This window comes from Streptomyces sp. NPDC001787, from assembly GCF_040297465.1.
Lineage (GTDB): Bacteria > Actinomycetota > Actinomycetes > Streptomycetales > Streptomycetaceae > Streptomyces.
In genome coordinates this window covers 1-24,975 of record NZ_JBEOZE010000025.1, presented here as the reverse complement: position 1 = coordinate 24,975, position 24,975 = coordinate 1, and the positions used below count along the sequence as shown (strand labels likewise).

At 68.7% G+C, this 24,975-nt stretch carries 33 protein-coding genes; 29 read left to right on the top strand and 4 right to left on the bottom strand.

Going from position 1 to position 24,975, the window contains the following annotated elements; genetic code table 11:
- Nucleotides 1-101: 101 nt before the first annotated feature.
- The 20 genes from rplN (at nucleotide 102) to truA (ending at nucleotide 12,037) form a co-directional block, all read left to right on the top strand.
- Nucleotides 102-470 (top strand): 50S ribosomal protein L14, encoded by a 369-nt coding sequence (gene rplN / locus ABT170_RS28870; protein WP_003966950.1) that lies wholly within the window; start codon nucleotides 102-104, stop codon nucleotides 468-470.
- A gap of 2 nt (nucleotides 471-472) precedes the next feature.
- A complete protein-coding gene (gene rplX / locus ABT170_RS28865; RefSeq protein ID WP_018550616.1) occupies nucleotides 473-796 on the top strand; it encodes a 50S ribosomal protein L24 in 324 nt (107 codons plus the stop codon).
- Entirely contained in the window at nucleotides 796-1,353 is a 558-nt protein-coding gene (gene rplE / locus ABT170_RS28860; RefSeq protein ID WP_073718383.1) for a 50S ribosomal protein L5, read from the top strand. Before rplX ends, rplE begins: the two co-directional genes overlap by 1 nt.
- Nucleotides 1,354-1,355: 2 nt before the next feature.
- Entirely contained in the window at nucleotides 1,356-1,541 is a 186-nt protein-coding gene (locus ABT170_RS28855) for a type Z 30S ribosomal protein S14 (RefSeq protein ID WP_003948630.1), read from the top strand.
- Nucleotides 1,542-1,765: 224 nt separating this feature from the next.
- Nucleotides 1,766-2,164, top strand: coding sequence for a 30S ribosomal protein S8 (gene rpsH / locus ABT170_RS28850; RefSeq protein WP_028439249.1), 399 nt, complete (start codon nucleotides 1,766-1,768; stop codon nucleotides 2,162-2,164).
- Nucleotides 2,165-2,185: 21 nt separating this feature from the next.
- Nucleotides 2,186-2,725, top strand: a complete 540-nt coding sequence (rplF, locus tag ABT170_RS28845; protein ID WP_329940670.1) for a 50S ribosomal protein L6 — start codon at nucleotides 2,186-2,188, stop codon at nucleotides 2,723-2,725.
- A gap of 2 nt (nucleotides 2,726-2,727) precedes the next feature.
- Complete coding sequence (gene rplR / locus ABT170_RS28840) at nucleotides 2,728-3,111, top strand: 50S ribosomal protein L18 (RefSeq protein ID WP_266931745.1); 384 nt, start codon at nucleotides 2,728-2,730, stop codon at nucleotides 3,109-3,111.
- 47 nt (nucleotides 3,112-3,158) lie between these two features.
- Nucleotides 3,159-3,764 (top strand): 30S ribosomal protein S5, encoded by a 606-nt coding sequence (rpsE, locus tag ABT170_RS28835; RefSeq protein ID WP_266931744.1) that lies wholly within the window; start codon nucleotides 3,159-3,161, stop codon nucleotides 3,762-3,764.
- Nucleotides 3,764-3,946: a 50S ribosomal protein L30 gene (gene rpmD / locus ABT170_RS28830; protein ID WP_003966943.1), complete on the top strand. Its 183-nt coding sequence runs from the start codon at nucleotides 3,764-3,766 to the stop codon at nucleotides 3,944-3,946. Before rpsE ends, rpmD begins: the two co-directional genes overlap by 1 nt.
- Before the next feature lies 1 nt (nucleotide 3,947).
- Nucleotides 3,948-4,403 (top strand): 50S ribosomal protein L15, encoded by a 456-nt coding sequence (rplO, locus tag ABT170_RS28825; protein WP_014047794.1) that lies wholly within the window; start codon nucleotides 3,948-3,950, stop codon nucleotides 4,401-4,403.
- Between the two features lie 222 nt (nucleotides 4,404-4,625).
- Complete coding sequence (gene secY, locus ABT170_RS28820) at nucleotides 4,626-5,945, top strand: preprotein translocase subunit SecY (protein WP_266931743.1); 1,320 nt, start codon at nucleotides 4,626-4,628, stop codon at nucleotides 5,943-5,945.
- Nucleotides 5,945-6,604: an adenylate kinase gene (locus ABT170_RS28815; RefSeq protein WP_329940669.1), complete on the top strand. Its 660-nt coding sequence runs from the start codon at nucleotides 5,945-5,947 to the stop codon at nucleotides 6,602-6,604. Before secY ends, ABT170_RS28815 begins: the two co-directional genes overlap by 1 nt.
- 123 nt (nucleotides 6,605-6,727) lie before the next feature.
- Nucleotides 6,728-7,564: a type I methionyl aminopeptidase gene (gene map, locus ABT170_RS28810; RefSeq protein ID WP_329940668.1), complete on the top strand. Its 837-nt coding sequence runs from the start codon at nucleotides 6,728-6,730 to the stop codon at nucleotides 7,562-7,564.
- 165 nt (nucleotides 7,565-7,729) lie between these two features.
- Nucleotides 7,730-7,951, top strand: a complete 222-nt coding sequence (infA, locus tag ABT170_RS28805; RefSeq protein WP_003956442.1) for a translation initiation factor IF-1 — start codon at nucleotides 7,730-7,732, stop codon at nucleotides 7,949-7,951.
- A 60-nt stretch (nucleotides 7,952-8,011) separates the two neighbouring features.
- Nucleotides 8,012-8,125 (top strand): 50S ribosomal protein L36, encoded by a 114-nt coding sequence (rpmJ, locus tag ABT170_RS28800; protein WP_003956441.1) that lies wholly within the window; start codon nucleotides 8,012-8,014, stop codon nucleotides 8,123-8,125.
- Nucleotides 8,126-8,319: 194 nt separating this feature from the next.
- Complete coding sequence (gene rpsM, locus ABT170_RS28795) at nucleotides 8,320-8,700, top strand: 30S ribosomal protein S13 (RefSeq protein WP_018490826.1); 381 nt, start codon at nucleotides 8,320-8,322, stop codon at nucleotides 8,698-8,700.
- 105 nt (nucleotides 8,701-8,805) lie between these two features.
- The gene (rpsK, locus tag ABT170_RS28790) at nucleotides 8,806-9,210 is read left to right on the top strand and encodes a 30S ribosomal protein S11 (protein ID WP_003956432.1); all 405 of its coding nucleotides are present in this window, start codon (nucleotides 8,806-8,808) and stop codon (nucleotides 9,208-9,210) included.
- Nucleotides 9,211-9,355: 145 nt separating this feature from the next.
- Complete coding sequence (locus ABT170_RS28785) at nucleotides 9,356-10,378, top strand: DNA-directed RNA polymerase subunit alpha (protein ID WP_003966937.1); 1,023 nt, start codon at nucleotides 9,356-9,358, stop codon at nucleotides 10,376-10,378.
- 200 nt (nucleotides 10,379-10,578) lie between these two features.
- Nucleotides 10,579-11,082, top strand: a complete 504-nt coding sequence (gene rplQ / locus ABT170_RS28780) for a 50S ribosomal protein L17 (RefSeq protein WP_266931740.1) — start codon at nucleotides 10,579-10,581, stop codon at nucleotides 11,080-11,082.
- A 100-nt stretch (nucleotides 11,083-11,182) separates the two neighbouring features.
- The gene (truA, locus tag ABT170_RS28775) at nucleotides 11,183-12,037 is read left to right on the top strand and encodes a tRNA pseudouridine(38-40) synthase TruA (RefSeq protein ID WP_329940667.1); all 855 of its coding nucleotides are present in this window, start codon (nucleotides 11,183-11,185) and stop codon (nucleotides 12,035-12,037) included.
- A 61-nt stretch (nucleotides 12,038-12,098) separates the two neighbouring features.
- Here truA and ABT170_RS28770 read toward each other — a convergent pair whose 3' ends face one another.
- Nucleotides 12,099-12,953, bottom strand: a complete 855-nt coding sequence (locus tag ABT170_RS28770) for a hypothetical protein (RefSeq protein WP_351872222.1) — start codon at nucleotides 12,951-12,953, stop codon at nucleotides 12,099-12,101.
- Between the two features lie 227 nt (nucleotides 12,954-13,180).
- Here ABT170_RS28770 and ABT170_RS28765 point away from each other — a divergent pair, with 227 nt between their 5' ends.
- The 4 genes from ABT170_RS28765 to glmM all read left to right on the top strand — a co-directional run bounded on the left by ABT170_RS28765 (nucleotide 13,181) and on the right by glmM (nucleotide 17,624).
- The gene (locus ABT170_RS28765; protein WP_329940665.1) at nucleotides 13,181-14,809 is read left to right on the top strand and encodes an ABC-F family ATP-binding cassette domain-containing protein; all 1,629 of its coding nucleotides are present in this window, start codon (nucleotides 13,181-13,183) and stop codon (nucleotides 14,807-14,809) included.
- 229 nt (nucleotides 14,810-15,038) lie between these two features.
- Nucleotides 15,039-15,482, top strand: a complete 444-nt coding sequence (rplM, locus tag ABT170_RS28760) for a 50S ribosomal protein L13 (protein ID WP_037688030.1) — start codon at nucleotides 15,039-15,041, stop codon at nucleotides 15,480-15,482.
- A 44-nt stretch (nucleotides 15,483-15,526) separates the two neighbouring features.
- Entirely contained in the window at nucleotides 15,527-16,054 is a 528-nt protein-coding gene (gene rpsI / locus ABT170_RS28755; RefSeq protein WP_014154572.1) for a 30S ribosomal protein S9, read from the top strand.
- A gap of 211 nt (nucleotides 16,055-16,265) precedes the next feature.
- Nucleotides 16,266-17,624, top strand: a complete 1,359-nt coding sequence (gene glmM, locus ABT170_RS28750) for a phosphoglucosamine mutase (protein ID WP_329940664.1) — start codon at nucleotides 16,266-16,268, stop codon at nucleotides 17,622-17,624.
- Between the two features lie 240 nt (nucleotides 17,625-17,864).
- Here glmM and ABT170_RS28745 read toward each other — a convergent pair whose 3' ends face one another.
- Together ABT170_RS28745 and coaA are read right to left on the bottom strand one after the other, a co-directional pair.
- A complete protein-coding gene (locus ABT170_RS28745) occupies nucleotides 17,865-18,818 on the bottom strand; it encodes a DUF389 domain-containing protein (RefSeq protein WP_329940663.1) in 954 nt (317 codons plus the stop codon).
- Nucleotides 18,819-18,831: 13 nt separating this feature from the next.
- Complete coding sequence (gene coaA / locus ABT170_RS28740; protein WP_351872216.1) at nucleotides 18,832-19,827, bottom strand: type I pantothenate kinase; 996 nt, start codon at nucleotides 19,825-19,827, stop codon at nucleotides 18,832-18,834.
- A gap of 180 nt (nucleotides 19,828-20,007) precedes the next feature.
- On the opposite strand from coaA, the gene ABT170_RS28735 reads away from it, so the two are divergent.
- The 5 genes from ABT170_RS28735 (at nucleotide 20,008) to ABT170_RS28715 (ending at nucleotide 24,275) form a co-directional block, all read left to right on the top strand.
- A complete protein-coding gene (locus tag ABT170_RS28735) occupies nucleotides 20,008-20,571 on the top strand; it encodes an RNA polymerase sigma factor (RefSeq protein WP_329940661.1) in 564 nt (187 codons plus the stop codon).
- On the top strand, nucleotides 20,568-21,383 hold the full coding sequence (locus ABT170_RS28730; protein ID WP_351872212.1) for a zf-HC2 domain-containing protein: 816 nt from the start codon (nucleotides 20,568-20,570) through the stop codon (nucleotides 21,381-21,383). The genes ABT170_RS28735 and ABT170_RS28730 overlap by 4 nt, the downstream gene beginning before the upstream one ends.
- Nucleotides 21,384-21,502: 119 nt before the next feature.
- On the top strand, nucleotides 21,503-22,309 hold the full coding sequence (locus ABT170_RS28725; protein WP_329940659.1) for an ABC transporter ATP-binding protein: 807 nt from the start codon (nucleotides 21,503-21,505) through the stop codon (nucleotides 22,307-22,309).
- Nucleotides 22,306-23,703 carry a hypothetical protein gene (locus ABT170_RS28720; protein ID WP_329940658.1) on the top strand — a complete coding sequence of 466 codons (1,398 nt, stop codon included), beginning with the start codon at nucleotides 22,306-22,308 and terminating at the stop codon, nucleotides 23,701-23,703. The genes ABT170_RS28725 and ABT170_RS28720 overlap by 4 nt, the downstream gene beginning before the upstream one ends.
- On the top strand, nucleotides 23,700-24,275 hold the full coding sequence (locus tag ABT170_RS28715; protein ID WP_351872209.1) for a hypothetical protein: 576 nt from the start codon (nucleotides 23,700-23,702) through the stop codon (nucleotides 24,273-24,275). Before ABT170_RS28720 ends, ABT170_RS28715 begins: the two co-directional genes overlap by 4 nt.
- A 65-nt stretch (nucleotides 24,276-24,340) precedes the next feature.
- On the opposite strand, the gene aac(6') is transcribed toward ABT170_RS28715, so the two are convergent.
- Nucleotides 24,341-24,814: an aminoglycoside 6'-N-acetyltransferase gene (gene aac(6') / locus ABT170_RS28710; protein WP_351872206.1), complete on the bottom strand. Its 474-nt coding sequence runs from the start codon at nucleotides 24,812-24,814 to the stop codon at nucleotides 24,341-24,343.
- Between the last annotated feature and the right edge of the window lie 161 nt (nucleotides 24,815-24,975).

Below are 24,975 nucleotides of genomic sequence, written 5' to 3'. Positions count from 1 at the left end.
TTCCGCCAGGCTCGGTGGGGAGTCTCCGTAAGTCGCTTACGTCCTCGTAAGTCACTCATGGAACTCCCCGCCGGGAACCGGCAGACGATCAGGAGATAGACGTGATCCAGCAGGAGTCGCGACTGCGCGTCGCCGACAACACGGGTGCGAAGGAAATTCTCACCATTCGTGTTCTCGGTGGCTCGGGTCGCCGCTACGCGGGTATCGGTGACGTCATCGTCGCCACCGTCAAGGACGCGATCCCCGGTGGCAACGTGAAGAAGGGTGACGTCGTCAAGGCCGTCATCGTTCGCACCGTCAAGGAGCGTCGTCGTCAGGATGGCTCGTACATCCGCTTCGACGAGAACGCCGCCGTCATTCTGAAGAACGACGGCGACCCCCGCGGCACCCGCATCTTTGGCCCGGTTGGCCGAGAGCTGCGCGAGAAGAAGTTCATGAAGATCATCTCGCTCGCGCCGGAGGTGCTGTAAGCATGAAGATCAAGAAGGGCGACCTGGTTCAGGTCATCACCGGTAAGGACAAGGGCAAGCAGGGCAAGGTCATCGTTGCCTACCCTGCTCAGGACCGCGTCCTCGTCGAGGGTGTCAACCGGGTCAAGAAGCACACGAAGGCCGGTCAGACCGCTCGCGGTTCGCAGACCGGTGGCATTGTGACGACCGAGGCTCCCGTCCACGTCAGCAACGTGCAGCTGGTTGTTGAGAAGGACGGCAACAAGGTCGTTACTCGCGTCGGCTACCGCTTTGACGACGAGGGCAACAAGATCCGCGTTGCCAAGCGCACCGGTGAGGACATCTGATGACTACCACCACTGCGCCGCGTCTGAAGACGCGCTACCGCGAGGAAATCGCCGGCAAGCTGCGTGAGGAGTTCTCCTACGAGAACGTCATGCAGGTTCCCGGTCTGGTCAAGATCGTGGTCAACATGGGTGTGGGCGACGCCGCCCGCGACTCCAAGCTGATCGACGGGGCCGTCAAGGACCTCACCACGATCACCGGTCAGAAGCCGGCCGTCACCAAGGCCCGCAAGTCCATCGCGCAGTTCAAGCTGCGCGAGGGCCAGCCCATCGGCTGCCACGTCACCCTCCGCGGTGACCGGATGTGGGAGTTCCTGGACCGTACGCTGTCGCTCGCGCTTCCGCGTATCCGTGACTTCCGCGGCCTGTCGCCCAAGCAGTTCGACGGCCGTGGCAACTACACCTTCGGTCTCACGGAGCAGGTCATGTTCCACGAGATCGACCAGGACAAGATCGACCGGGTCCGGGGCATGGACATCACCGTGGTCACCACGGCGACCAACGACGACGAGGGTCGTGCCCTCCTTCGTCACCTCGGCTTCCCGTTCAAGGAGAACTGACCGTGGCGAAGAAGGCTCTGATCGCTAAGGCCGCCCGCAAGCCGAAGTTCGGCGTTCGCGGGTACACCCGCTGCCAGCGCTGCGGCCGGCCCCACTCCGTCTACCGCAAGTTCGGCCTGTGCCGCGTGTGCCTTCGTGAGATGGCTCACCGTGGCGAGCTGCCGGGCGTGACCAAGAGCTCCTGGTAATTTCCCCTCGCCCTTTGGGCGTTGGGATTACCCGGAGACTCTCGGTAAGCATCTGGTCGGCAGGAGCCCCTCCTTTCATGCCGTAGGCTTGAAGGGTTGGGCGCCTGCCGCCCAAGACCGACTTACTACGCCGTAGGTCCCCGCACCGCACCCGTCCCGCCACTGAGTGGGGAGAGGGATGGCGCATACAGGAAACCCCGGCGAGAGAGGCCGAAGGCCAACTCATGACCATGACTGATCCCATCGCAGACATGCTCACGCGTCTGCGCAACGCGAACTCGGCGTATCACGACGACGTCGCGATGCCGCACAGCAAGATCAAGTCGCACATCGCGGAGATCCTCCAGCAGGAGGGCTTCATCACCGGCTGGAAGGTCGAGGACGCCGAGGTCGGCAAGAACCTCGTCCTTGAGCTGAAGTTCGGCCCGAACCGCGAGCGCTCGATCGCCGGCATCAAGCGAATCTCGAAGCCGGGTCTGCGTGTTTACGCAAAGTCCACCAACCTGCCGAAGGTTCTCGGCGGCCTGGGCGTGGCGATCATCTCCACGTCCCACGGTCTCCTGACCGGCCAGCAGGCCAGCAAGAAGGGCGTAGGTGGGGAAGTCCTCGCCTACGTCTGGTAGTCGGGAACGGAGGAATAGCTCATGTCGCGAATCGGCAAGCTCCCCATCCAGGTTCCCGCCGGTGTGGACGTCACCATCGATGGCCGCACGGTCGCGGTGAAGGGCCCCAAGGGGACCCTCACGCACACCGTCGCATCGCCGATCGAGGTCTCCAAGGGTGAGGACGGCGTTCTGAACGTCGTCCGCCCGAACGACGAGCGTCAGAACAAGGCCCTCCACGGCCTGTCCCGCACGCTGGTGGCGAACATGATCACCGGTGTGACCCAGGGATACAGCAAGGCGCTCGAGATCAGCGGTGTCGGTTACCGCGTCCAGGCGAAGGGCTCCAACCTGGAGTTCGCCCTGGGCTACAGCCACCCGATCCTCATCGAGGCTCCGGAAGGCATCACCTTCAAGGTCGAGTCGCCCACGAAGCTCAGCGTCGAGGGCATCGACAAGCAGAAGGTCGGCGAGGTAGCCGCCAACATCCGCAAGCTGCGGAAGCCCGACCCGTACAAGGCCAAGGGCGTCAAGTACGCGGGCGAGGTCATCCGCCGCAAGGTCGGAAAGGCTGGTAAGTAGCCATGGCATACGGTGTGAAGATCGCCAAGGGCGACGCGTACAAGCGTGCCGCTCTCAAGCGCCGCCACATCCGCGTCCGCAAGCACATCTCCGGTTCGCCGGAGCGTCCCCGCTTGGTCGTGACGCGTTCCAACCGCCACATGGTCGCTCAGGTGATCGACGACATCGCGGGCCACACGCTCGCGTCGGCGTCGACCCTGGACGTGTCCATCCGTGGTGGCGAGGGTGACAAGAGCGCCCAGGCCCAGCAGGTCGGCGCCCTGGTCGCCGAGCGTGCCAAGGCCGCAGGCGTCGAGGCCGTCGTGTTTGACCGCGGTGGTAACCAGTACGCCGGGCGGATTGCCGCTCTGGCTGACGCCGCCCGTGAAGCCGGGCTGAAGTTCTAAGCCCCGGTTCCTACGCACAGCGGACGTAACAGAGAGAGGTAATTCCAATGGCTGGACCCCAGCGCCGCGGAAGCGGTGCCGGTGGCGGCGAGCGGCGGGACCGGAAGGGCCGTGACGGTGGCGCCAGCGCCGCCGAGAAGACCGCGTACGTTGAGCGCGTCGTCGCGATCAACCGCGTCGCCAAGGTTGTGAAGGGTGGTCGTCGCTTCAGCTTCACCGCGCTGGTCGTGGTGGGCGATGGTGACGGCACCGTCGGTGTCGGATACGGCAAGGCCAAGGAAGTTCCCGCGGCCATCGCCAAGGGCGTTGAAGAGGCCAAGAAGAGCTTCTTCAAGGTTCCGCGTATCCAGGGCACCATCCCTCACCCGATCCAGGGCGAGAAGGCTGCGGGCGTCGTCCTGCTCAAGCCTGCTTCCCCCGGTACCGGTGTGATCGCGGGTGGCCCGGTGCGCGCCGTTCTGGAGTGCGCCGGCGTTCACGACATCCTGTCGAAGTCGCTCGGTTCTTCGAACCCGATCAACATCGTGCACGCGACCGTGGCGGCCCTCAAGGGCCTGCAGCGTCCCGAGGAGATCGCGGCTCGCCGTGGTCTGCCCCTTGAGGACGTCGCCCCCGCGGCTCTGCTTCGTGCACGTGCGGGAGCGGGTGCGTAATGGCTCGCCTCAAGATCACGCAGACGAAGTCGTACATCGGCAGCAAGCAGAACCACCGCGACACCCTGCGTTCGCTCGGGCTCAAGCGCCTGAACGACTCGGTTGTCAAGGAGGACCGCCCCGAGTTCCGCGGAATGGTTCACACCGTCCGCCACCTCGTGACGGTTGAGGAGGTTGACTGACATGGCGGAGAACAGCCCGCTGAAGGCCCACAACCTCCGGCCTGCCCCGGGCGCCAAGACCGCCAAGACCCGTGTGGGTCGTGGTGAGGCGTCCAAGGGTAAGACCGCAGGCCGTGGTACCAAGGGTACGAAGGCCCGTTACCAGGTTCCGGAGCGCTTCGAGGGTGGCCAGATGCCCCTCCACATGCGTCTCCCGAAGCTCAAGGGCTTCAAGAACCCGTTCCGCACGGAGTACCAGGTCGTGAACCTGGACAAGCTCGCGACGCTCTACCCCGAGGGTGGAGAGGTCACGGTGGCCGATCTGGTCGCCAAGGGCGCTGTGCGCAACAACCACCTCGTCAAGGTCCTTGGCCAGGGCGAGATCTCCGTGGCGCTGCAGGTTTCGGTTGACGCCGTCTCCGGCTCCGCCAAGGAGAAGATTGCCGCCGCCGGCGGCACCGTCACCGAGCTCGTCTGAGACAACTCGGACAACTCGATGTACTGAACATCCGACCGGGGATGCCTCTCATTTGGGGCATCCCCGGTTGGTCGTTCCTAGGCGGGCATGGTCGCCGGTAAGGTGGCGTGCGTTGTTGTGCTATCTCCCTGGGCAACTGCCCGGGGACCTTTGACTGTTTCGTATTCGTCGATCCTCAAGACCGTCACCTCTACGCATTGCGCGGGGGTCGCAGGAGGCACCGTGCTCACCGCGTTCGCCCGGGCGTTCAAGACGCCCGACCTGCGCAAGAAGCTGTTCTTCACGCTCGGCATCATCGTGCTTTACCGGCTCGGGGCACACATCCCGGTGCCCGGTGTGAGCTACGAGAACGTCCAGATTTGTGTTGACCAGGCAAGCAAGGGCAACAACAGCCTCTTCGGCCTGGTGAACATGTTCAGCGGTGGTGCACTGCTGCAGATCACGATCTTCGCGCTCGGCATCATGCCGTACATCACGGCCAGCATCATTCTCCAGCTGCTGACCGTCGTCATCCCCCGGCTGGAGGCACTCAAGAAGGAGGGGCAGTCCGGCACGGCCAAGATCACGCAGTACACGCGTTATCTGACCGTGGCGCTCGCCATCCTCCAGGGCACGGGTCTGGTGGCAACCGCCCGCAGCGGTGCGCTGTTCAGCAGCTGCTCCGTGGGCGACCAGATCGTCCCGAACCAGTCGATCTTCACCACCGTCGTCATGGTGCTCACCATGACCGCCGGTACCGCCGCCGTCATGTGGCTCGGTGAGCTCATCACGGACCGCGGCATCGGCAACGGCATGTCGATCCTGATGTTCATCTCGATCGCCGCGAGCTTCCCGGGTGCCCTGTGGGCCATCAAGGAGAGCGGCAAGCTGGCCGACGGCTGGATCGAGTTCGGCACGGTCATCCTCATCGGCTTCGTGATGGTCGCGCTCGTCGTCTTCGTCGAGCAGGCCCAGCGCCGTATCCCGGTGCAGTACGCGAAGCGCATGATCGGCCGCCGGTCGTACGGCGGTACGTCCACGTACATCCCGCTGAAGGTGAACCAGGCGGGTGTGATTCCCGTCATCTTCGCCTCTTCGCTGCTCTACATCCCGGCCCTGATCGTCCAGTTCTCCGGTTCCCAGGCGGGCTGGGCGACCTGGATCCAGGACCACTTCGTCAAGGGTGACCACCCGTACTACATCGCGACGTACTTCCTGTTGATCGTGTTCTTCGCCTTCTTCTACGTGGCGATCTCGTTCAACCCCGAGGAAGTCGCCGACAACATGAAGAAGTATGGTGGCTTCATCCCGGGTATCCGGGCTGGTCGACCTACTGCCGAGTACCTGAGCTACGTGCTCAACAGGATCACTTGGCCGGGCTCGCTGTACCTGGGTCTGATCGCTCTGGTGCCGACGATGGCGTTGGCAGGCTTCGGCGGCGCTAACCAGAACTTCCCGTTCGGCGGGACGAGCATCCTCATCATCGTGGGTGTGGGTCTGGAAACCGTGAAGCAGATCGAGAGTCAGCTCCAGCAGCGCAATTACGAAGGGTTCCTCCGCTGATGCGAATCGTCCTCGTCGGGCCTCCTGGTGCCGGCAAGGGAACGCAGGCTGCGTACCTTGCCAAGAACCTGTCGATTCCGCACATCTCGACGGGCGATCTCTTCCGCGCCAACATCAGCCGGGGCACCGACCTCGGCAAGCAGGCCCGCGCCTTCATGGACGCCGGTCAGCTGGTGCCGGACGAGGTCACCATCGGGATGGCCAAGGACCGCATGGCTCAGCCGGACGCCGTGAACGGCTTCCTGCTCGACGGCTTCCCGCGCAACGTGGGCCAGGCCGAAGCCCTTGACGCGATGCTCAAGGACGAGGGCGTAAAGCTGGACGCGGTCCTCGACCTGGAGGTCCCCGAGGACGAGGTCGTGAAGCGGATCGCGGGCCGCCGCATCTGCCGCAGCGACAGCGCGCACGTCTTCCACGTGACGTACAACCCGCCGCAGACCGAGGGTGTCTGCGACACCTGCGGCGGCGAGCTGTACCAGCGGGACGACGACAGCGAGGAGACGGTCCGTACCCGGCTGGAGGTCTACCACACGCAGACCGAGCCGATCATCGACTACTACCGGGCCCAGGGCCTGGTGGTGACCATCTCCGCGCTCGGCAAGGTCACCGATGTGACCGCGCGTGCCATGGAGGCGCTCCAGAAGTCCGACCAGGACTAGCGACGCCCCGTTTCACCTCCGCAGTCGGCCGCGGCGCCCCAGGGGCGCCGCGGCCGACTGTTTGCGCCGTATCGTTGGGTACGGCCGCAGCCGCCATCCTTCGATGCAGAGAGGCGCCGAGCAATGGTGCAGATCAAGACCCCCGAGCAGATCGCGAAGATGCGCGAGGCCGGCCTGGTGGTCGCTGCCATTCACGCCGCCACCCGTGAGGCGGCCGTGCCGGGCGCCACCACGAAGGACCTGGACGAGGTCGCGCGCAAGGTGATCGCCGACCACGGGGCGAAGTCGAACTTCCTCGGGTACGGCGGATTCCCCGCGACCATCTGCACCTCGGTCAACGAGGTCGTCGTGCACGGCATCCCCGACGAGAAGACCGTCCTCAAGGACGGCGACATCATCTCGATCGACGCCGGCGCGATCATCGACGGCTGGCACGGCGACGCCGCGTACACGGCTTTCGTCGGCACCGGTCACGCTCCGGAGCTGATCGAGCTCTCCCGGGTGACCGAGGAGTCGATGTGGGCCGGGATCGCCGCGATGAAGGTGAACAACCGGCTGGTCGACATCTCGAAGGCGATCGAGTCCTACATCCGCCGCCAGCCCCGGCCGGCCACCGGCAAGTACGGGATCATCGAGGACTACGGCGGCCACGGCATCGGCACCGAGATGCACATGGACCCGCACCTGCTGAACTACGTCTCCCGCAAGCGCGGCAAGGGCATCAAGCTGGTCCCCGGCGTCTGCCTGGCCATCGAGCCCATGGTCTCGCTCGGTACGGCGCAGACGGAGGTGCTCAGCGACGACTGGACCGTCCTGACGACGGACGGCACCTGGTCCTCGCACTGGGAGCACTCCATCGCCCTGACGGAGAACGGCCCGCTGGTCCTGACGGCCGTGGACTGCGGCCGGGCCAAGCTCGCGGAGTACGGCATCACGGCGGCCCCCGACCCGCTGGGCTGATCCCGCGGGCCTTCCGCAGGTCTAAGGATCATCCGTACGGGGCAAACTTGACGGATTCGTCTTTTGGAGTCCGCTGACGTAGACTGACTCGTCGGCTCTCGTGCATCCGTGTGTCCGCATACGGCGACGAGAGTCGATCAAGGTAGCCGATTCGAAAGGCGAAGCGTGGCCAAGAAGCAAGGTGCCATCGAAATTGAGGGCACCGTGATCGAGTCCCTCCCGAACGCCATGTTCAAGGTGGAACTCCAGAACGGTCACAAGGTCCTCGCGCACATCTCCGGCAAGATGCGGATGCACTACATCCGTATCCTCCCGGACGACCGGGTCGTGGTGGAGCTCTCTCCGTACGACCTGACGCGTGGCCGGATCGTCTACCGGTACAAGTAGATCTTGCCCCCACCCCGTTTCGGCGCGGTGATGGCACTGACCCGGAGAACCTGACATCCCATGAAGGTCAAGCCGAGCGTCAAGAAGATCTGCGACAAGTGCAAGGTGATCCGCCGTCACGGTCGGGTCATGGTCATCTGCGACAACCTGCGCCACAAGCAGCGCCAGGGCTGACGCACGACCACCTGCATCTCGCAGCACTTCGCGCGACGCACGTAATACGTACATACGCAGAGCCCGTCCAAGCCACGGCTGACGACACCTCCGGCGGGGGCCGGGGACCCGGACGTACCACCTCTCCGAGCGAGAGGTCGGCGGCCGGGAGCGGCACTGCGGAAGACCCCCGATCTAACAACTGGAGCCATTGAATGGCACGCGTTTCAGGTGTTGACATCCCGCGCGAAAAGCGCGTGGAGGTTGCCCTCACCTACGTCTTCGGCATCGGGCGCACCCGGTCCAAGGAGATCCTCGCCACCACCGGCGTGAACCCGAACACCCGCGTTCGTGACCTGGCCGAAGAGGACCTGGTCAAGATCCGCGAGTACGTCGACGCCAACCTCCGCACCGAGGGTGACCTTCGACGCGAGATCCAGGCCGACATCCGCCGCAAGGTCGAGATCGGCTGCTACCAGGGCATCCGTCACCGTCGCGGTCTGCCGGTCCACGGCCAGCGCACCAGCACGAACGCGCGTACCCGCAAGGGCCCGCGTCGCGCCATCGCCGGTAAGAAGAAGCCGGGCAAGAAGTAGTCCTCAGCGGACGTACTGCGAGCGTCCGGATCCCCGGACATCCGCAGCATCCAGCGGTCTTCGCTGTAGGACCGATCACCTCCCCTCTCCATCTGGAGTCAAGACATGCCCCCCAAGGGTCGTCAGGGCGCAGCCAAGAAGGTGCGTCGCAAGGAAAAGAAGAACGTCGCTCACGGCCACGCGCACATCAAGAGCACGTTCAACAACACCATCGTCTCGATCACGGACCCCTCGGGCAACGTGATCTCCTGGGCCTCCGCCGGCCACGTCGGCTTCAAGGGCTCGCGCAAGTCCACCCCCTTCGCCGCGCAGATGGCCGCCGAGTCGGCCGCCCGCCGCGCGCAGGAGCACGGCATGCGCAAGGTTGACGTCTTCGTCAAGGGTCCGGGCTCCGGCCGCGAGACCGCGATCCGCTCCCTCCAGGCCACGGGCCTTGAGGTCGGTTCGATCCAGGACGTCACCCCGACGCCGCACAACGGCTGCCGTCCGCCGAAGCGTCGTCGCGTCTGACGCACGGACGCCGGTAACGGCTGTCCGCGTGTAACGCGCACCTGTGGGACCGGGCGGTACATCTCTTCGGGGGTGTGCCGCCCGTACCCTTGTTTCATCTGTCGGGCATCAAATAGTGGGTGCCCACGACTGAAGGATTCTCCTCATGCTGATCGCTCAGCGTCCGTCGCTGACCGAAGAGGTCGTCGACGAGTTCCGGTCCCGGTTCGTCATCGAGCCGCTGGAGCCGGGCTTCGGCTACACCCTCGGCAACTCCCTGCGCCGCACGCTCCTCTCCTCGATCCCCGGCGCTGCTGTCACCAGCATCCGGATCGACGGTGTCCTGCACGAGTTCACCACCGTGCCGGGCGTCAAGGAGGACGTGACCGACCTCATCCTCAACATCAAGCAGCTGGTCGTCTCCTCGGAGCACGACGAGCCGGTCGTGATGTACCTGCGCAAGCAGGGTCCCGGCCTGGTCACCGCTGCTGACATCGCCCCGCCGGCCGGTGTCGAGGTCCACAACCCGGACCTGGTCCTGGCCACGCTGAACGGCAAGGGCAAGCTGGAGATGGAGCTGACCGTCGAGCGCGGTCGCGGCTACGTCTCCGCCGTCCAGAACAAGCAGGTGGGCCAGGAGATCGGCCGGATTCCGGTCGACTCCATCTACTCGCCGGTGCTCAAGGTCACGTACAAGGTCGAGGCGACCCGTGTCGAGCAGCGCACCGACTTCGACAAGCTGATCGTCGACGTCGAGACCAAGCAGGCCATGCGCCCGCGCGACGCCATGGCGTCCGCCGGTAAGACCCTGGTCGAGCTGTTCGGTCTGGCGCGCGAGCTCAACATCGACGCCGAGGGCATCGACATGGGCCCGTCGCCGACGGACGCGGCCCTGGCCGCTGATCTGGCGCTGCCGATCGAGGAGCTGGAGCTCACGGTCCGCTCGTACAACTGCCTCAAGCGCGAGGGCATCCACTCCGTGGGTGAGCTCGTGGCGCGTTCCGAGGCCGACCTGCTCGACATCCGCAACTTCGGTGCGAAGTCGATCGACGAGGTCAAGGCGAAGCTGGCCGGTATGGGCCTCGCGCTGAAGGACTCGCCTCCCGGCTTCGACCCGACCGCCGCGGCGGACGCCTTCGGCGCGGACGACGACGCGGATGCCGGTTTCGTGGAGACCGAGCAGTACTAGTACGCCTCCGGCAGGGGTGCCCGGAATCGCTGGGTGCCCCGGGCCGGGCGAGGGCTTTGTCCTCAATCGCCGGACGGGTCGGTTTTTGGCTCGGACGGGCTGGGATTCGTTCCAGCACCTGGACTTCCGTGTGGCGACCGCCGCACGGGAACTGACACCGGTACCTGATACGGCCGGTGCAGCACACAAGGAGAAACACCATGCCGCGTCCCGCAAAGGGTGCCCGTCTGGGCGGCAGCGCCGCGCACGAGCGTCTGCTTCTCGCCAACCTGGCGAAGTCGCTGTTCGAGCACGGTCGCATCACCACGACCGAGGCCAAGGCCCGTCGCCTGCGTCCGGTCGCCGAGCGCCTGGTCACCAAGGCGAAGAAGGGCGACATCCACAACCGTCGCCTGGTGCTGCAGACGATCACGGACAAGAGCATCGTGCACACGCTCTTCACCGAGATCGCCCCGCGGTACGAGAACCGCCCCGGTGGTTACACCCGCATCACCAAGATCGGCAACCGTCGTGGCGACAACGCCCCGATGGCCGTCATCGAGCTGGTCGAGGCGCTGACCGTGGCCCAGCAGGCCACCGGTGAGGCCGAGGCCGCGACGAAGCGTGCGGTCAAGGAGGACGCCCTCAAGAAGGACGAGGCTCCGGCCGAGGTCGTCGAGGACGCCAAGCCGGCCGAGGCCGACGCGGAGTCCAAGGACGCCTGAGCGTTCTGAGGACCACGGGACGGGCCCGCATCACCCTTCGGGGCGGTGCGGGCCCGTTCTGCTGTGACGGGGTGGAACGGGTTTCGAGAGGGGACGCGTGGTGAGTGACGAGGCGGAGCCCGGATTCGTACGGGTGCGACTGGACCTTTCGTACGACGGGAAGGACTTCTCCGGCTGGGCGAAGCAGACCAGCAGGCGGACCGTGCAGGGGGAGATCGAGGACGCGCTGCGGACCGTGACGCGGTCCTCGCGCACCTACGACCTGACGGTGGCCGGGCGTACCGATGCCGGGGTGCACGCGCGGGGGCAGGTGGCGCATGTCGACCTGCCGGCCGAGGTGTGGGCCGAGCACGAGGAGAAGCTGCTGCGGCGGATGGCCGGGCGGCTGCCGCTGGATGTGCGGATCTGGCGGGCGGCGGTGGCGCCGGCCGGGTTCAACGCGCGGTTCTCGGCGATGTGGCGGCGCTACGCCTACCGGGTGGGGGACCGCCCCGGCGGCGTCGACCCGTTGACCCGCGGTCATGTGCTGTGGCACGACCGGCCGTTGGACGTGGACGCGATGAACGAGGCGGCTGCCCTCATGGTCGGGGAGCACGACTTCGCGGCGTACTGCAAGAAGCGTGAGGGCGCGACCACCATCCGTACGCTCCAGAAGCTGAGCTGGGTACGGGACGGGGCGTCGGGGGTGCTCACGGCGACCGTGCAGGCCGACGCCTTCTGCCACAACATGGTGCGGGCGCTGATCGGCGCGGCGCTGTTCGTGGGCGACGGGCGGCGGCCGGCCGGGTGGCCCGCCGAGGTGCTGGCGGCGAAGGTGCGGGACCCCGCGGTGCACGTGGTGCGACCGCACGGGCTGACGCTGGAGGAAGTGGCGTACCCGGCCGATGAGTTGCTGGCCGCACGAGCCCTGGAGGCGCGGAACGTCAGGACGCTGCCGGGGGCGGGCTGCTGCTGAACCGCTCCGGCGCCGTCGGCCGTCCGGGCACCGCCCCTGCGAGCGGTGCCCGGACGGGGCGTCAGCCGGCCGGAGCCGCCGCCGCGTTGGACGCCTGGACCTCGCCCCGGTGCCTGATCTGGCGGAACGTGAAGTCGGTCAGGTCGTCGCCGACCGCGTACACGTTCTTGTCGGCCGTGGTGACGCGCTTGCCGTCGGTGAAGCCGCCGACGGTGAAGTACGCGTAACGGCCGTAGGAGTTGGCGGTGCGACGGCAGACCGTACCGGCACGGCAGAAGGTGGGGACGCCCTCGCCGCTGAGCGACGCGATGCCGCCGGAGGCCTGCTTGGCGGCCTTCTGCGCCCGCGCCTCGGTGCTGAACACCGCGACGCCGACGGTGACCGCGATGCCGCCCTTGCGGTACGTGGCGCGGATGAGCTGCTCGCAGCCGTTGTTCGCGAGGATCGCGCCGAGCGCGCCCTGGGTGCCCGCGGCGCAGCTGGTGGTGCGGTTCGTGGCGCCCTTGATGTGGACGCGGTCGCCCATCGTCAGCTTCTTGCCGGGGAAGAAGCCGTCGACGGTGATCGGCGCCTTGTCCTTCTTGGCGTCGGATATGTAGTCCTTCGGATCCGGCGGGGGCGGCGGCGCCACCGAGGAGAAGGACGGCGCGGGCTCGGAGGTGTCCGAGGGCAGCTCGGCCGGGGCCGGCAGCTCGCTCGCGTTCTTGTCGGAGCCGGACGGCTTGTTGCCGTTGTTGGTCGAGATGACGGCCGTGGCCACGATCGCGCCGACCACGGCGGTGGCGAGCGCCCCGCCGCCGATCATCAGCCACTTCTTGCGTCGGCCGCGTGCGGCGGACTCGTCGGCCAGTGCCGCCCAGTCCGGAGTGTGCTGATCTCCCGGCCCCCAGGAGGGCCCCCCTTGCCCAAAGCTCATGCGGCGAATCTTAGACCGACCGGCAAATGGGGGGCGGCGTTGTCGTCAATCACCATGGCTCCTTCCCCAAGCTCTCGGCTGCGCTTGAGCAGGGGAGACCCCATCTGCCTCAATCCTCCGCCTCGCAGCCGCACGCACCCAGCCCCGCTCCTTCTCCCGCCCCCATTTGCCGGTCGGTCCTGGAGCCTCGGTAAACCGGTTGGGCCAGGGCTTCGCAGGACGTGACAATGCTGTGTATGGGACATCTTGAAGCAGGCCACCTGGAGTACTACCTACCGGACGGGCGGGTGCTGCTCGGCGATGCTTCGTTCCGGGTGGCGGACGGGGCCGTCGTCGCCCTCGTCGGGGCGAACGGCGCGGGCAAGACGACCCTGCTGCGCCTGCTCGCGGGCGAGCTCCAGCCGCACGGCGGCACGGTCTCGGTGAGCGGCGGGCTCGGCGTGATGGCCCAGTTCGTGGGCTCCGTACGGGACGAGCGGACCGTGCGCGACCTGCTGGTGTCCGTGGCCCAGCCCCGTATCCGGGAAGCGGCGAAGGCCGTGGACGTGGCCGAGGAGCTGATCCTCACGGTCGACGACGAGGCCGCGCAGATGGCGTACGCGCAGGCCCTGAGCGACTGGGCGGAGGCCCGGGGGTACGAGGCCGAGACGGTCTGGGACATGTGCACGATGGCCGCGCTCGGCGTCCCCTACGAGAAGGCGCAGTGGCGGGAGGTGCGGACACTCAGCGGCGGTGAGCAGAAGCGGCTCGTGCTGGAGGCGCTGCTCCGGGGGCCGGACGAGGTGCTGCTGCTGGACGAGCCGGACAACTATCTGGACGTCCCCGGAAAGCGGTGGCTGGAGGGGAAGCTGAAGGAGACCCGTAAGACGGTGCTCTTCGTCTCCCACGACCGGGAGCTGCTGTCCCGGGCCGCCGAGAAGATCGTCAGCGTGGAGCCGAGCCCGGCGGGCAGCGATGTGTGGGTGCACGGCGCGGGTTTCGACACGTACCACCAGGCGCGCAAGGACCGGTTCGCCCGGTTCGAGGAGCTGCTGCGGCGCTGGGAGGAGGAGCACGCCCGGCTGAAGGCGCTCGTCCACCGGCTGCGGCAGCAGGCGGCGATCAGCCCCGACATGGCCTCGCGCTACCGGGCGATGCAGACCCGGTTCAAGAAGTTCGAGGACGCCGGGCCGCCGCCGGAGCCGCCGCGCGAGCAGGACATCAAGATGCGGCTGCGCGGCGGGCGCACCGGTGTGCGGGCCGTGACCTGCAAGGGGCTGGAGCTGACCGGGCTCATGAAGCCGTTCGACCTGGAGATCTTCTACGGGGAGCGGGTCGCCGTCCTCGGATCCAACGGGTCGGGGAAGTCGCACTTCCTGCGGCTGCTGGCGGGGGAGCCGGTGGCGCACTCGGGGGAGTGGAAGCTCGGGGCACGGGTCGTGCCGGGACACTTCGCGCAGACGCACGCCCATCCGGAGCTCCTGGGCAAGACGCTCGTCGAGATCCTGTGGACGGAGCACGCCAAGGACCGGGGCGGGGCGATGTCGGTGCTGCGGCGGTACGAGCTGGAGCGGCAGGGGGACCAGCCCTTCGAGAAGCTGTCCGGCGGGCAGCAGGCGCGGTTCCAGATCCTGCTCCTGGAGCTGGCGGGTACGACGGCGCTGCTGCTGGACGAGCCGACGGACAACCTGGACCTGGAGTCGGCGGAGGCGCTCCAGGACGGCCTGGAGGCGTACGACGGCACCGTGATGGCCGTCACGCACGACCGGTGGTTCGCGAAGTCCTTCGACCGGTATCTGGTGTTCGGTTCGGACGGGGTGGTCCGGGAGACGACCGAGCCGGTGTGGGACGAGCGGAGGGTGGAGCGGGCCCGGTAGGGGCGGCGCGTTTTGACCCGTCGGGGGCGGGGCGGGTATCGTCGGCGATTGTTATGCGTATTGGCTTCGTCGTTCTCACGCGAAGGGCCCTTACGTAGGTTCCCTGGAGCAGTTACCAGTGGCTCGCATACGGGCAGCGTTCCCGGCACTGTGAGCCCCAGCTGCATGATCGCTTCAGAGGTGCCATGTGTCTGGACCCCCATCCACTGAAGAAGCGAAGGCTACGACCGTGCGTACGTACAGCCCCAAGCCCGGAGATGTGACGCGCCAGTGGCACATCATCGACGCTCAGGACATCGTCCTGGGCCGTCTGGCCACCACGGCTGCGAACCTCCTCCGAGGCAAGCACAAGGCGATCTACGCCCCCCACATGGACATGGGCGACTTCGTCATCATCATCAACGCCGAGAAGGTTCACCTCTCCGGCAACAAGAAGACCCAGAAGATGGCGTACCGCCACTCGGGCTTCCCGGGCGGTCTCCGTTCGGTGCGCTACGACGAGCTGCTCTCGAAGAACCCCGAGAAGGCTGTCGAGAAGGCCATCAAGGGCATGATCCCCAAGAACACCCTGGGCCGTCAGATGCTCTCGAAGCTCAAGGTCTACGCGGGCGACCAGCACCCGCACGCTGCTCAGCAGCCGGTCCCGTTCGAGATCACCCAGGTCGCGCAGTAGTTCCGGCCACCCCCTAAGACGTACAGAAAGATCTGAGGAGAATCGTGGCCGAGACCACTGTTGAGACGCCCGTCGAGGGAACTGAGGGCGAAGAGACCTTCGCCGAGGTGACCACCTTCGAGTCGGAGGTTCCCGTCGAGGGCGAGTACACCAGCGAGTCCCTCGCCGGCCGCTTCGGCGACCCGCAGCCCGCGGCCGGCCTCGGCCGTCGCAAGAACGCCATCGCCCGCGTCCGGATCGTTCCGGGCACCGGCAAGTGGAAGATCAACGGTCGCACCCTTGAGGACTACTTCCCCAACAAGGTGCACCAGCAGGAAGTCAACGAGCCCTTCAAGGTGCTTGAGCTCGACGGCCGCTACGACGTCATCGCCCGTATCTCGGGTGGCGGCGTCTCCGGCCAGGCCGGTGCCCTGCGCCTCGGTGTGGCCCGCGCGCTGAACGAGGCGGACGTGGACAACAACCGCGCCACGCTGAAGAAGGCCGGCTTCCTCTCCCGCGACGACCGTGCGGTCGAGCGCAAGAAGGCCGGTCTCAAGAAGGCCCGTAAGGCCCCGCAGTACAGCAAGCGCTAAATCGCCTGCTCGTCTGTTTTACACGTTCGCCCCGGCGGCACACTCCGTGCTGCTGGGGCGTTCGTTTATCGCCCCTCGCGGGCGTATAACGGCATAAGACGCTTATTGGCATTTCCCTGTCCGGTGGCGCACCGCGCCGCCGTGGCTTGTTGCGTTTTGCCCGTTTTTGTTGCTGTGATTGTGCGGTTTCGGAGCATCTCGGAGGACACCAGTGGGACGACTCTTCGGCACGGACGGCGTGCGCGGTGTCGCCAACGCGGACTTGACGGCCGAGCTCGCGCTCGGACTCTCGGTCGCGGCGGCGCACGTACTGGCCGAGGCGGGCACCTTCGAGGGGCATCGGCCGACCGCCGTGGTGGGCCGTGACCCACGCGCGTCCGGAGAGTTCCTGGAGGCCGCCGTGGTGGCGGGCCTCGCCAGCGCGGGCGTGGACGTCCTGCGCGTGGGCGTGCTGCCCACCCCCGCCGTCGCGTATCTCACCGGCGCGCTCGGCGCCGACATCGGCGTGATGCTCTCCGCCAGCCACAACGCCATGCCGGACAACGGCGTGAAGTTCTTCGCCCGCGGCGGGCACAAGCTCGCCGACGAGCTGGAGGACCGGATCGAGACCGTCTACGAGCAGCACCGCACCGGTGAGCCGTGGGCGCGCCCGACCGGCGCCGGGGTCGGCCGGGTCACCGACTACACGGAGGGCTTCGACCGCTACGTCGCCCACCTCATCGCGGTCCTGCCGAACCGGCTCGACGGGCTGAAGGTGGTCCTGGACGAGGCGCACGGCGCCGCCGCCCATGTCTCGCCCGAGGCGTTCGCCCGCGCCGGGGCCGAGGTCGTCACGATCGGTGCCGAGCCCGACGGCCTCAACATCAACGACGGCTGCGGCTCCACCCATCTGGAGCTGCTGCGGGCCGCCGTCGTCGAGCACGGCGCCGACCTCGGCATCGCGCACGACGGCGACGCCGACCGCTGCCTGGCCGTGGACGCGGCGGGCGAGGAGATCGACGGCGACCAGATCCTGGCCGTGCTCGCCCTCGCCATGCGGGACGCCGGGAAGCTGCGCAAGGACACCGTGGTCGGCACCGTCATGTCGAACCTCGGCTTCAAGATCGCCATGGAGCGGGAGGGCATCCAGCTCGTCCAGACCGCCGTCGGCGACCGTTACGTACTGGAGTCGATGAAGGCCGAGGGCTTCGCGCTCGGCGGCGAGCAGTCCGGCCATGTCATCGTCCTGGACCACGCCACGACCGGCGACGGCACCCTGACCGGCCTGCTGCTGGCCGCCCGGGTCGCCGCGACCGGCCGGAGCCTCGCCGAGCTGGCCGGGGTCATGGCGCGCCTGCCGCAGGTCCTGATCAATGTGCCGGACGTCGACAAGTCCCGGGTGGCCACGTGCGCCGAACTGGCCGCCGCGGTGCTTGAGGCGGAGCGCGAGCTGGGCTCCACCGGACGCGTGCTGCTGCGCCAGTCGGGTACGGAGCCGCTGGTACGGGTCATGGTCGAGGCGGCCGACATCGAGCAGGCGCGGGCCGTGGCGGGCCGGCTGGCCGATGTGGTGAAGTCCGCGCTCGGATAGCGACCGCGGGACCGCCGGGGCGGGTACGGGGACGGGAGCACGGGCACGGGGACGCCTGCGGACGGACGCCGGGCGGCGGCCGGGATTCCGGCGCCGGGCCGGGATTCCGGACCGCGCACGGGATTCCGGCGCCAGGCCGGACGGGTCCTGGCCGGGCCGGTGTCCCGGCGCCGGGCCAGGACAGTGCCGCCCGGCCGGGCCGGCCCCGGGCCTGATCAGACGAGTCGGCCCCGGGCCTGATCAGACGGGTGGGCGCCTCACCGCGGTTTCCGAGCGGCGGTGAAGCGCCCACAGGCCCTTCTGGACCAGCAGGGTCAGGGTGCCCGCGAGGACGATGCCGCCCAGGTTGGCCAGCAGCTGCTGGGTGGAGCCGATCGTCTGGGTGTAGTCCGAGTAGCTGAACGCGACCGCCGCGTTCGCCGCCGCCGGGACCGTCGTCACGGAGATCGCCACGCCGATCAGCGCCCCGGACTTCGCCGAGGTCAGCGAGAGCGTCCCGGCGATCCCCGCCAGGAACGCCACCACGAACGACATCCAGTCCGGCTTCCAGATGAAGGCCGTGTTCGGCCGGTCACCCTCGACCATCGAGCGGGTGAACAGGCCGAAGGCGTCCATCAGCCAGGCGAACCCGGCCGTCACCACCATCGCGATGGCGAAGCCGGCGATCAGCGTCCACAGTGCGCGCCACACCAGGTGCGGGGAGCGCCGGACCAGGGCCGTGGAGATCCCGGCCAGCGGGCCGAACTCCGGGCCGACCGCCATCGCGCCCACGATCAGGATCGCGTTGTCGAGCATCACACCGCAGGCGGCGAGCATCGTGGCGACGGCGAGGAACGCCACGTAGGTGACGCTGAACGTCGACTCCTCGTGGGTCGCCTCCGTCAGCTCCGCCCACAGCACCGCGTCCGCGCCCTCGCCCGGCGCCGCCTTCTCCGCCCGGTCCGCGTGCGCGGAGAGCGTCAGGTCCATGTTCTCGACGGTGATCGAACCGGACTTGTCGATGCCCATGTCGCGCAGCGCGCCGATCAGCTCGTCGCCCGCCTCACGGGCCACGTCGCACATCACCACATCGCCGGCGGGGTCGCGGGCCGCGCCCGTCAGTACCGCCAGATGGGCGGTGCCCACGGTGGTCTCCAGCAGGCGGACCACCTTGTCCGTGGCGTCGGCGGGCACGATCAGACGCAGATGCAGCACGGCGCTCCCGGGGTCAGAGTTTGCGCAGGGACAGCCGTTGGACCTTGTGGTCCGGCCCCTTGCGGAGCACCAGGGTGGCACGGCCGCGCGTCGGCGCGACGTTCTCCAGCAGATTGGGCTTGTTGATGGTCCGCCACATGGTGCGCGCGTAGTCCATGGCCTCTTCCTCGGAGACCTGGGTGTACTTGCGGAAGTACGAGAACGGGTTCTGGAACGCCGTCTCGCGCAGTTGGCGGAAGCGGTTGAGGTACCAGGTCTCGATGTCCTCGGCGCGCGCGTCCACGTACACACTGAAGTCGAAGTAGTCGGCGAGACCGACCCTGGTGCGGCCGTCCTTGCCGGGCATGGCGGGCTGGAGCACATTGAGGCCCTCGACGATGAGGATGTCGGGGCGGCGCACGGTGAGCCGTTCGCCGGGCACGATGTCGTAGATCAGGTGGGAGTAGACCGGTGCCGTGACCTCGTCCTTGCCGGCCTTGATGTCGGCGACGAAACGGGTCAGGGCGCGCCGGTCGTACGACTCCGGGAAGCCCTTGCGCGACATCAGGCCGCGTGCCTGGAGCTCCTTCATCGGCAGCAGGAACCCGTCCGTGGTCACCAGCTCCACGCGCGGGTGCTCCGGCCAGCGGGCCAGCAGGGCCTGGAGGATACGGGCGCTGGTGGACTTGCCGACCGCGACACTGCCCGCGACCCCTATGACGAACGGGGTGCCGCGCTGTGCGCCGTGGCCGTTGCCCGCGTCGCCCAGGAAGGTGTTCAGGGCGCCGCGCAGTCCGGAAGTGGCCTGGACGTAGAGGTTGAGGAGCCGGGAGAGCGGCAGGTACACGTCCCGTACCTCGTCGAGGTCGATGACATCGCCGAGTCCACGCAGCTGCTCCACCTCCTCGGCGGTCAGCGGCAGCGGGGTCTTGTCGCGCAGCGCGCTCCACTCGGCGCGTGACAGGTCGACGTAGGGCGTCGGCGCGTGCTCGGTGCGACGGTGGCTGCTCCGTGGCGGCGAAGTGATCACCACTTCATTGTTGCGGGAGTTTTAACGGAGTGGGGGGTGGGCTCGGTCACGTGGGGGAGGGGGCGCCCGGCGGGGAGGGCGCACCCGTCGGGTAGGAATGCCCGGTGGGGCCGGTGAGCGGATGTGACCTGGATCACTCCCCAGGGAAAACCCGCGGCCCCGGCCGGGCGTCTAGCAGGTGTGAAACGGGTTGGGGCGGCACCGCCGCAGGAACTGGACGAGGAGCGGCTCCTCCGACGCGTGGCCCGGGGTGACCGGGCCGCCTTCGAGGAGCTGTACCGGCGTACGTCACCGTGGCTGGCGGTACGGCTGAGCCGTCGCTGCGCGGACCCGCAGATCGTCGCCGAGGTCATGCAGGAGACGTATCTGGCGGTGTGGCGGGCGGCGGGTTCCTTCGCCGGGAGCCGGGCCGGAGGTACGGCCGTCGGCTGGCTCTGGACGATCGCGGCCCGCCGCCTCGTCGACGCGTTCCGGCGCCGGGCCCACCACGCGGAACCGCCCCCCGCCGCCGCCCCGCACCCCGTGGCGCCCGCGGCGGAGGACGAGGCGCTGGTGGCCACCGTCGGCGGTGACGTCGGGGACGCGCTGCGGTGCCTCGCGCCGGAACTCAGAGACGTACTGCAGGCCATGGTGCTCGACGGACTGTCCGTCCGGGAGACCGCCGTCCTGCTCGGACTGCCCGAGGGAACGGTCAAGACCCGCGCCCGCCGGGCCCGGATCGCGATGCGGGAGACGCTGGCATGAATGTGGAACACGCGTCGGCACGGCTCATCGACGGGTACGCCCGCGGCGGTACGGACCTCGTCGCGGACGAGGTGTGGGCCCTTGAGTCCCATCTGGAGGGGTGCCGGGTCTGCCGTGACCGGCTGTCGGCCGCCGTCACGGCCGAGGCGCCCGCTGTCGCGGCGCTGACCGAAGCCGTCTGGGCCGGTCTCGAACCCCAGCTGGCCGCGGCCGTCCCGGCACCGCCGCGCAGGCGCCGGACCCGGCTGTCGGCGTGGACGACACCCGCCATGACGCCGTGGCTGGCCATGGTCCTGGCCGTGACACTGCTCGCCCTGCTGCTGGACCTGGCGGGACCCGGTTCCGGTCAGGTGTCGCTGGTGCTGCTGCTCGCCCCCGTTCTGCCCGTGTGCGGGGTGGCCGCCTCGTGGTCGCGCGGCCTGGACCCGGCGTACGAGCTGACGGCCTCCACCCCGAGGGCGGGGCTGCACCTGGTGCTGCGGCGCACCGCCTCCGTGCTCGTCGTGGTGATCCCCGCCCTGCTGGCGGGGGGATGGGCGACAGGGGTGACGGCCGCGCAGTGGCTGCTGCCCTGCCTGGCCTTCACCTCGATGACCCTGGCCCTCGGCGGGCTGATCGGTGTGACCCGCGCCGCCGTCGCCCTGGTGGCCGTATGGGGTGCGGTGGTGGCGGCGCCGACCCTGGTCACCAGCGGTACGGCCGCCGCCCTGCGAACGGACGGCCTGCCGGTGTGGGGACTGCTCCTCGCGCTCGGCGTCGCCGTCGTGATCGCCCGCAGGGGCGCGTACACCGTGCTGCGCGCCCACAGATGACCCCCGATTCGGTCACCGATGAACCCCGAACGGTCACCGTGCGAACCCCGAACGATCACCGCACGAACCTCCGAACGGTCACCGTACGAAGAACCCCCCGCGAGAACAGGAAGCGCACCATGCCCGCAGTGAGCAGGGCCGATCTGGCCCCCACGGCCTACGCCTGGGAGATCCGGGCGACCGGTCTGAAGGTCAAGGTCGGCAGAAACCGATGGGCCGTGAACGGGCTCGACCTCTCGCTGGGAACCGGCGTACACGGTCTGCTCGGCCCCAATGGAGCGGGCAAGACCACCCTCATCCGGGCGCTGGCCACCGTGCTGCGCCCCGCCGGAGGTGAGCTGGAACTGCTCGGGGAGTCCGTGGGCGGGCTCGGCGAGCACCGGGCACTGCGCCGCCGGATCGGCTATCTGCCGCAGGAGTTCGGCTACTACAAGCGCTTCACCGTGCGGGAGTTCGTGGAGTACATGGCCTGGCTCAAGGAGGTGCCCAAGGCGGACATCCCCGCGGCGACACAGCGCGCCGTGGAGCGGGTCGGCCTGGCCGACCGCGCCGACGAACGGATGAAGGCCCTCTCGGGCGGAATGGTGCGACGGGCCGGCATCGCCCAGGCCATCGTCAACGACCCCTCGGTCCTGCTGCTCGACGAGCCGACGGTCGGCCTCGACCCGGCACAGCGGCTGCGCTTCCGTGAACTGCTCCAGGAGCTGGGGACGGACGCCTGCGTGGTCGTCTCGACCCACCTGGTGGAGGACGTGGCCGCCGCCTGCACCGATGTGGTGCTCTTCGCCGAGGGACGGCTGGTCTTCCAGGGCACCCCGGACGAGCTGGCGGCGGCGGGCGGCCCGGAACACGTGGGCGACAGCCCGCTGGAGCGCGGCTACTCGGCCCTGCTGGCCGACCCCGCACAGACGAGGAGCGCCTGGTGAACACCCGTATCCTGCGCATCGAACTACGGCGCTCCGTCGCCCCATGGGCCGGCGCCGTCATCCTGGTGGCCGCGCTCGCGTTCCTGCATCTCATCCCCGGACCGTGGTCGAAGGGAACGGCTCTGTGGACGGCCCAGTGGACCTCCATGGCCCTGTGGACCCGGTACCTGCTGATCTTCCTGTGGCCGCTCGCCGTGGGGCTCGGGGCGCTCCAGGGGCTGCGCGACCACCGCTCGAAGATGTCCGAACTGCTGACCAGCACCCCGCGCCCCGCCCGGGACCGAGCGGCCACCCTGGCGGGCACGACGGCGTTCACGCTGGCCGCGGCCTTCACCCTCCTCGTCCTCCTGGGCGCCGTACGGGTCCTCGCGGGCGACGCCTCGTACGCCCACGCCGGCTGGCTGCCCCTCTCGCTGGTGGGCGCACTCGCACTGGGCGCCGGGGCCGTCCTCGGCATGGGGGTCGCGCGGGTCCTGCCCTCCGTCCTCACCCCGCCCGCGCTGGCCGTGGCCGCGCTCGCGATGACCAACTTCCTTCGGCAGGTACAGACGTCGGACGCCCCGCTGCCGACCTCCGCCGCCGTGCCGAACTCCTTCTCGCTGCTGTCCCCGGCGGTGGCGGACGTACGCGAAACGCTGCTCACCCTCTCCGTCCCGGTCCACCTCGGTCAGACGATCTGGCTGCTCGGCATGGCCGCGACGGGCCTGGCCCTGCTGGCCGCCGCCCGCCCGCGTACCCGGCTGCTCGCCCTCACCCCCCTGCTGGCGGGCGGGGCGCTCGCCCTGCTCCTGCTCCCGGCCGCCGCCCGTGACACGTACGTCGTCGACCGGGCAGCGGCGGAGCAGGTGTGCGACGGCCCGGTGTGCGTGACCTCGCTCCAGCAGCCGCGGCTCGACGACCTGGCGGGTCCCGGCAAGGAGGCACTTCGCCTGATGCGTGGCGCCCTGGGTGACCGGGCCCCCGTCGCCATCCGTGAGACCACCGTGCCGAAGGCGCTCGGCGCCACACCGGAACGGTCGCGCGACGCCGTTCTCCTCGACTTCGACGACCGGATGATCGGCGGGGCCGAGGGCGAGCGGCCCCTCACCCGGGCTCTCGTCGCACAGGGCATGGTCCCGTTGTGCCACCCCCGCAGCGACACCGAGAGCGGCACCCGGGAGGACGCCGCCGCGCAGAGCATCGCGACCGCGTGGGTCCTCGGGGAAGACCTCCGCCCGCTCGACGGGACCATGTATTCCGCGAAGGACCAGAGCGACGTGGCCCGCCCGGTGTGGAAGAGGTTCACCGCGCTGCCGAAGGCTGATCAGCGGCAGCGGATCAGCGCCGTGCACGCCGCCGCCGTCTCCTGCTCGGGCGACCCGCTCAACCTGCTGAACGGCGGTCCCACCCCGTGAGATGGCTGACGCTGTACGCGCGTTCGCGGCACGTCCCCGCCTCGCTCGCCGCGGCGCTGCTCAGCACGGCGGCGGTGTGGGCGCTCGCCCGGATCGGCGGCGGAACACTGGGAGACCCGCGGCTGACCATGCTCGTCCTCGCCGCGGGAGCCATCGCGTTCTCGGTCGGTCTGGGCGGGCAGGACCTCGGACTGGACCGCACGGCAGCCATCCGCTGGATGCCCCGCAGGGCGGCGCACGTACTGCTCTGCGGGGCGCTCATCGGCGCGGTGCTGTCGGCGGTACAGGCGATCAGCGGGCAACAGGCACCCACCGCCTTCGTCGTGCGCGACAGCGCGGGCCTGGCAGGACTCGTCGCCCTCGGGGCGGCCTGGTGCGGGGCGCAGTACGCGTGGATCCCGCCGTTCGCGGGGCTGTCGGTCTCCCTCGTCGTCCCGCCCTCGGACGGCGTCGCGACGCAGGTGCTGACCTGGATGATGCTGCCGTCCGGCACGACGGCCGGTACCTGGACGGCCGCCGTCCTGGCCGTCGTGGGCACGGCGGTCTACGTGGTCGGGGGGCCCAGGCGTTAGAGGGAGCGGGTGCCGGTGGTGGTGGTCGTGGCGTACGTGCCCCGCGGCCGTGACTGCCGACCGCCTCAGACCAGCTCGTCCGCGAGCAGGTCCATGAGCAGCCCGTCCTTCCAGACCCCCGTCCGGTGGTCGCGCCCGTACGCCCGCATGATTCCCACGGGCTTGAACCCGACTTTGCCGTAGCAGCGGATCGCCACCGTGTTGTCCGCGGCGGGATCGATCGTCAGCCGGTGATGACCGCGCTCCCGCACCAGCCACCGGGCCAGCGTGCGCACCGTGTCGGCACCGAGCCCCTGCCCGTGACGCTTCGCCGTCAGGAAGACGTCGATGCCCGCACGGCGGAATTCGGGATCGGTCTCCTCGGCGAACTGGACGGCGCCGACGACCTCCCCCTCGAACACCACGGCCAGCATGCCCTCATAGTCATCCGGCGGCGACCACCACGCCGCGACTTCCGGTTCACGGACGATCCTTTCGAGGATCTCGGTATCGCCGTCGGCCACCGGACGCAGCACGACCTTGTCCCCATGCAGTTCCATGCCCTCATTCTCCCGGAGGGCGAGGGCGGGCATGCGGCCTTCGGTACACGCGGCCCTTGCCGTCATGGGTGTTCGACGACTTTTACGTCGCGTAGTTGGCGGATGAGGAGGGAGGCGAGCATGCCGGGGTATTGGGGTTGGTTGTAGGGGGAGAGTTGGCC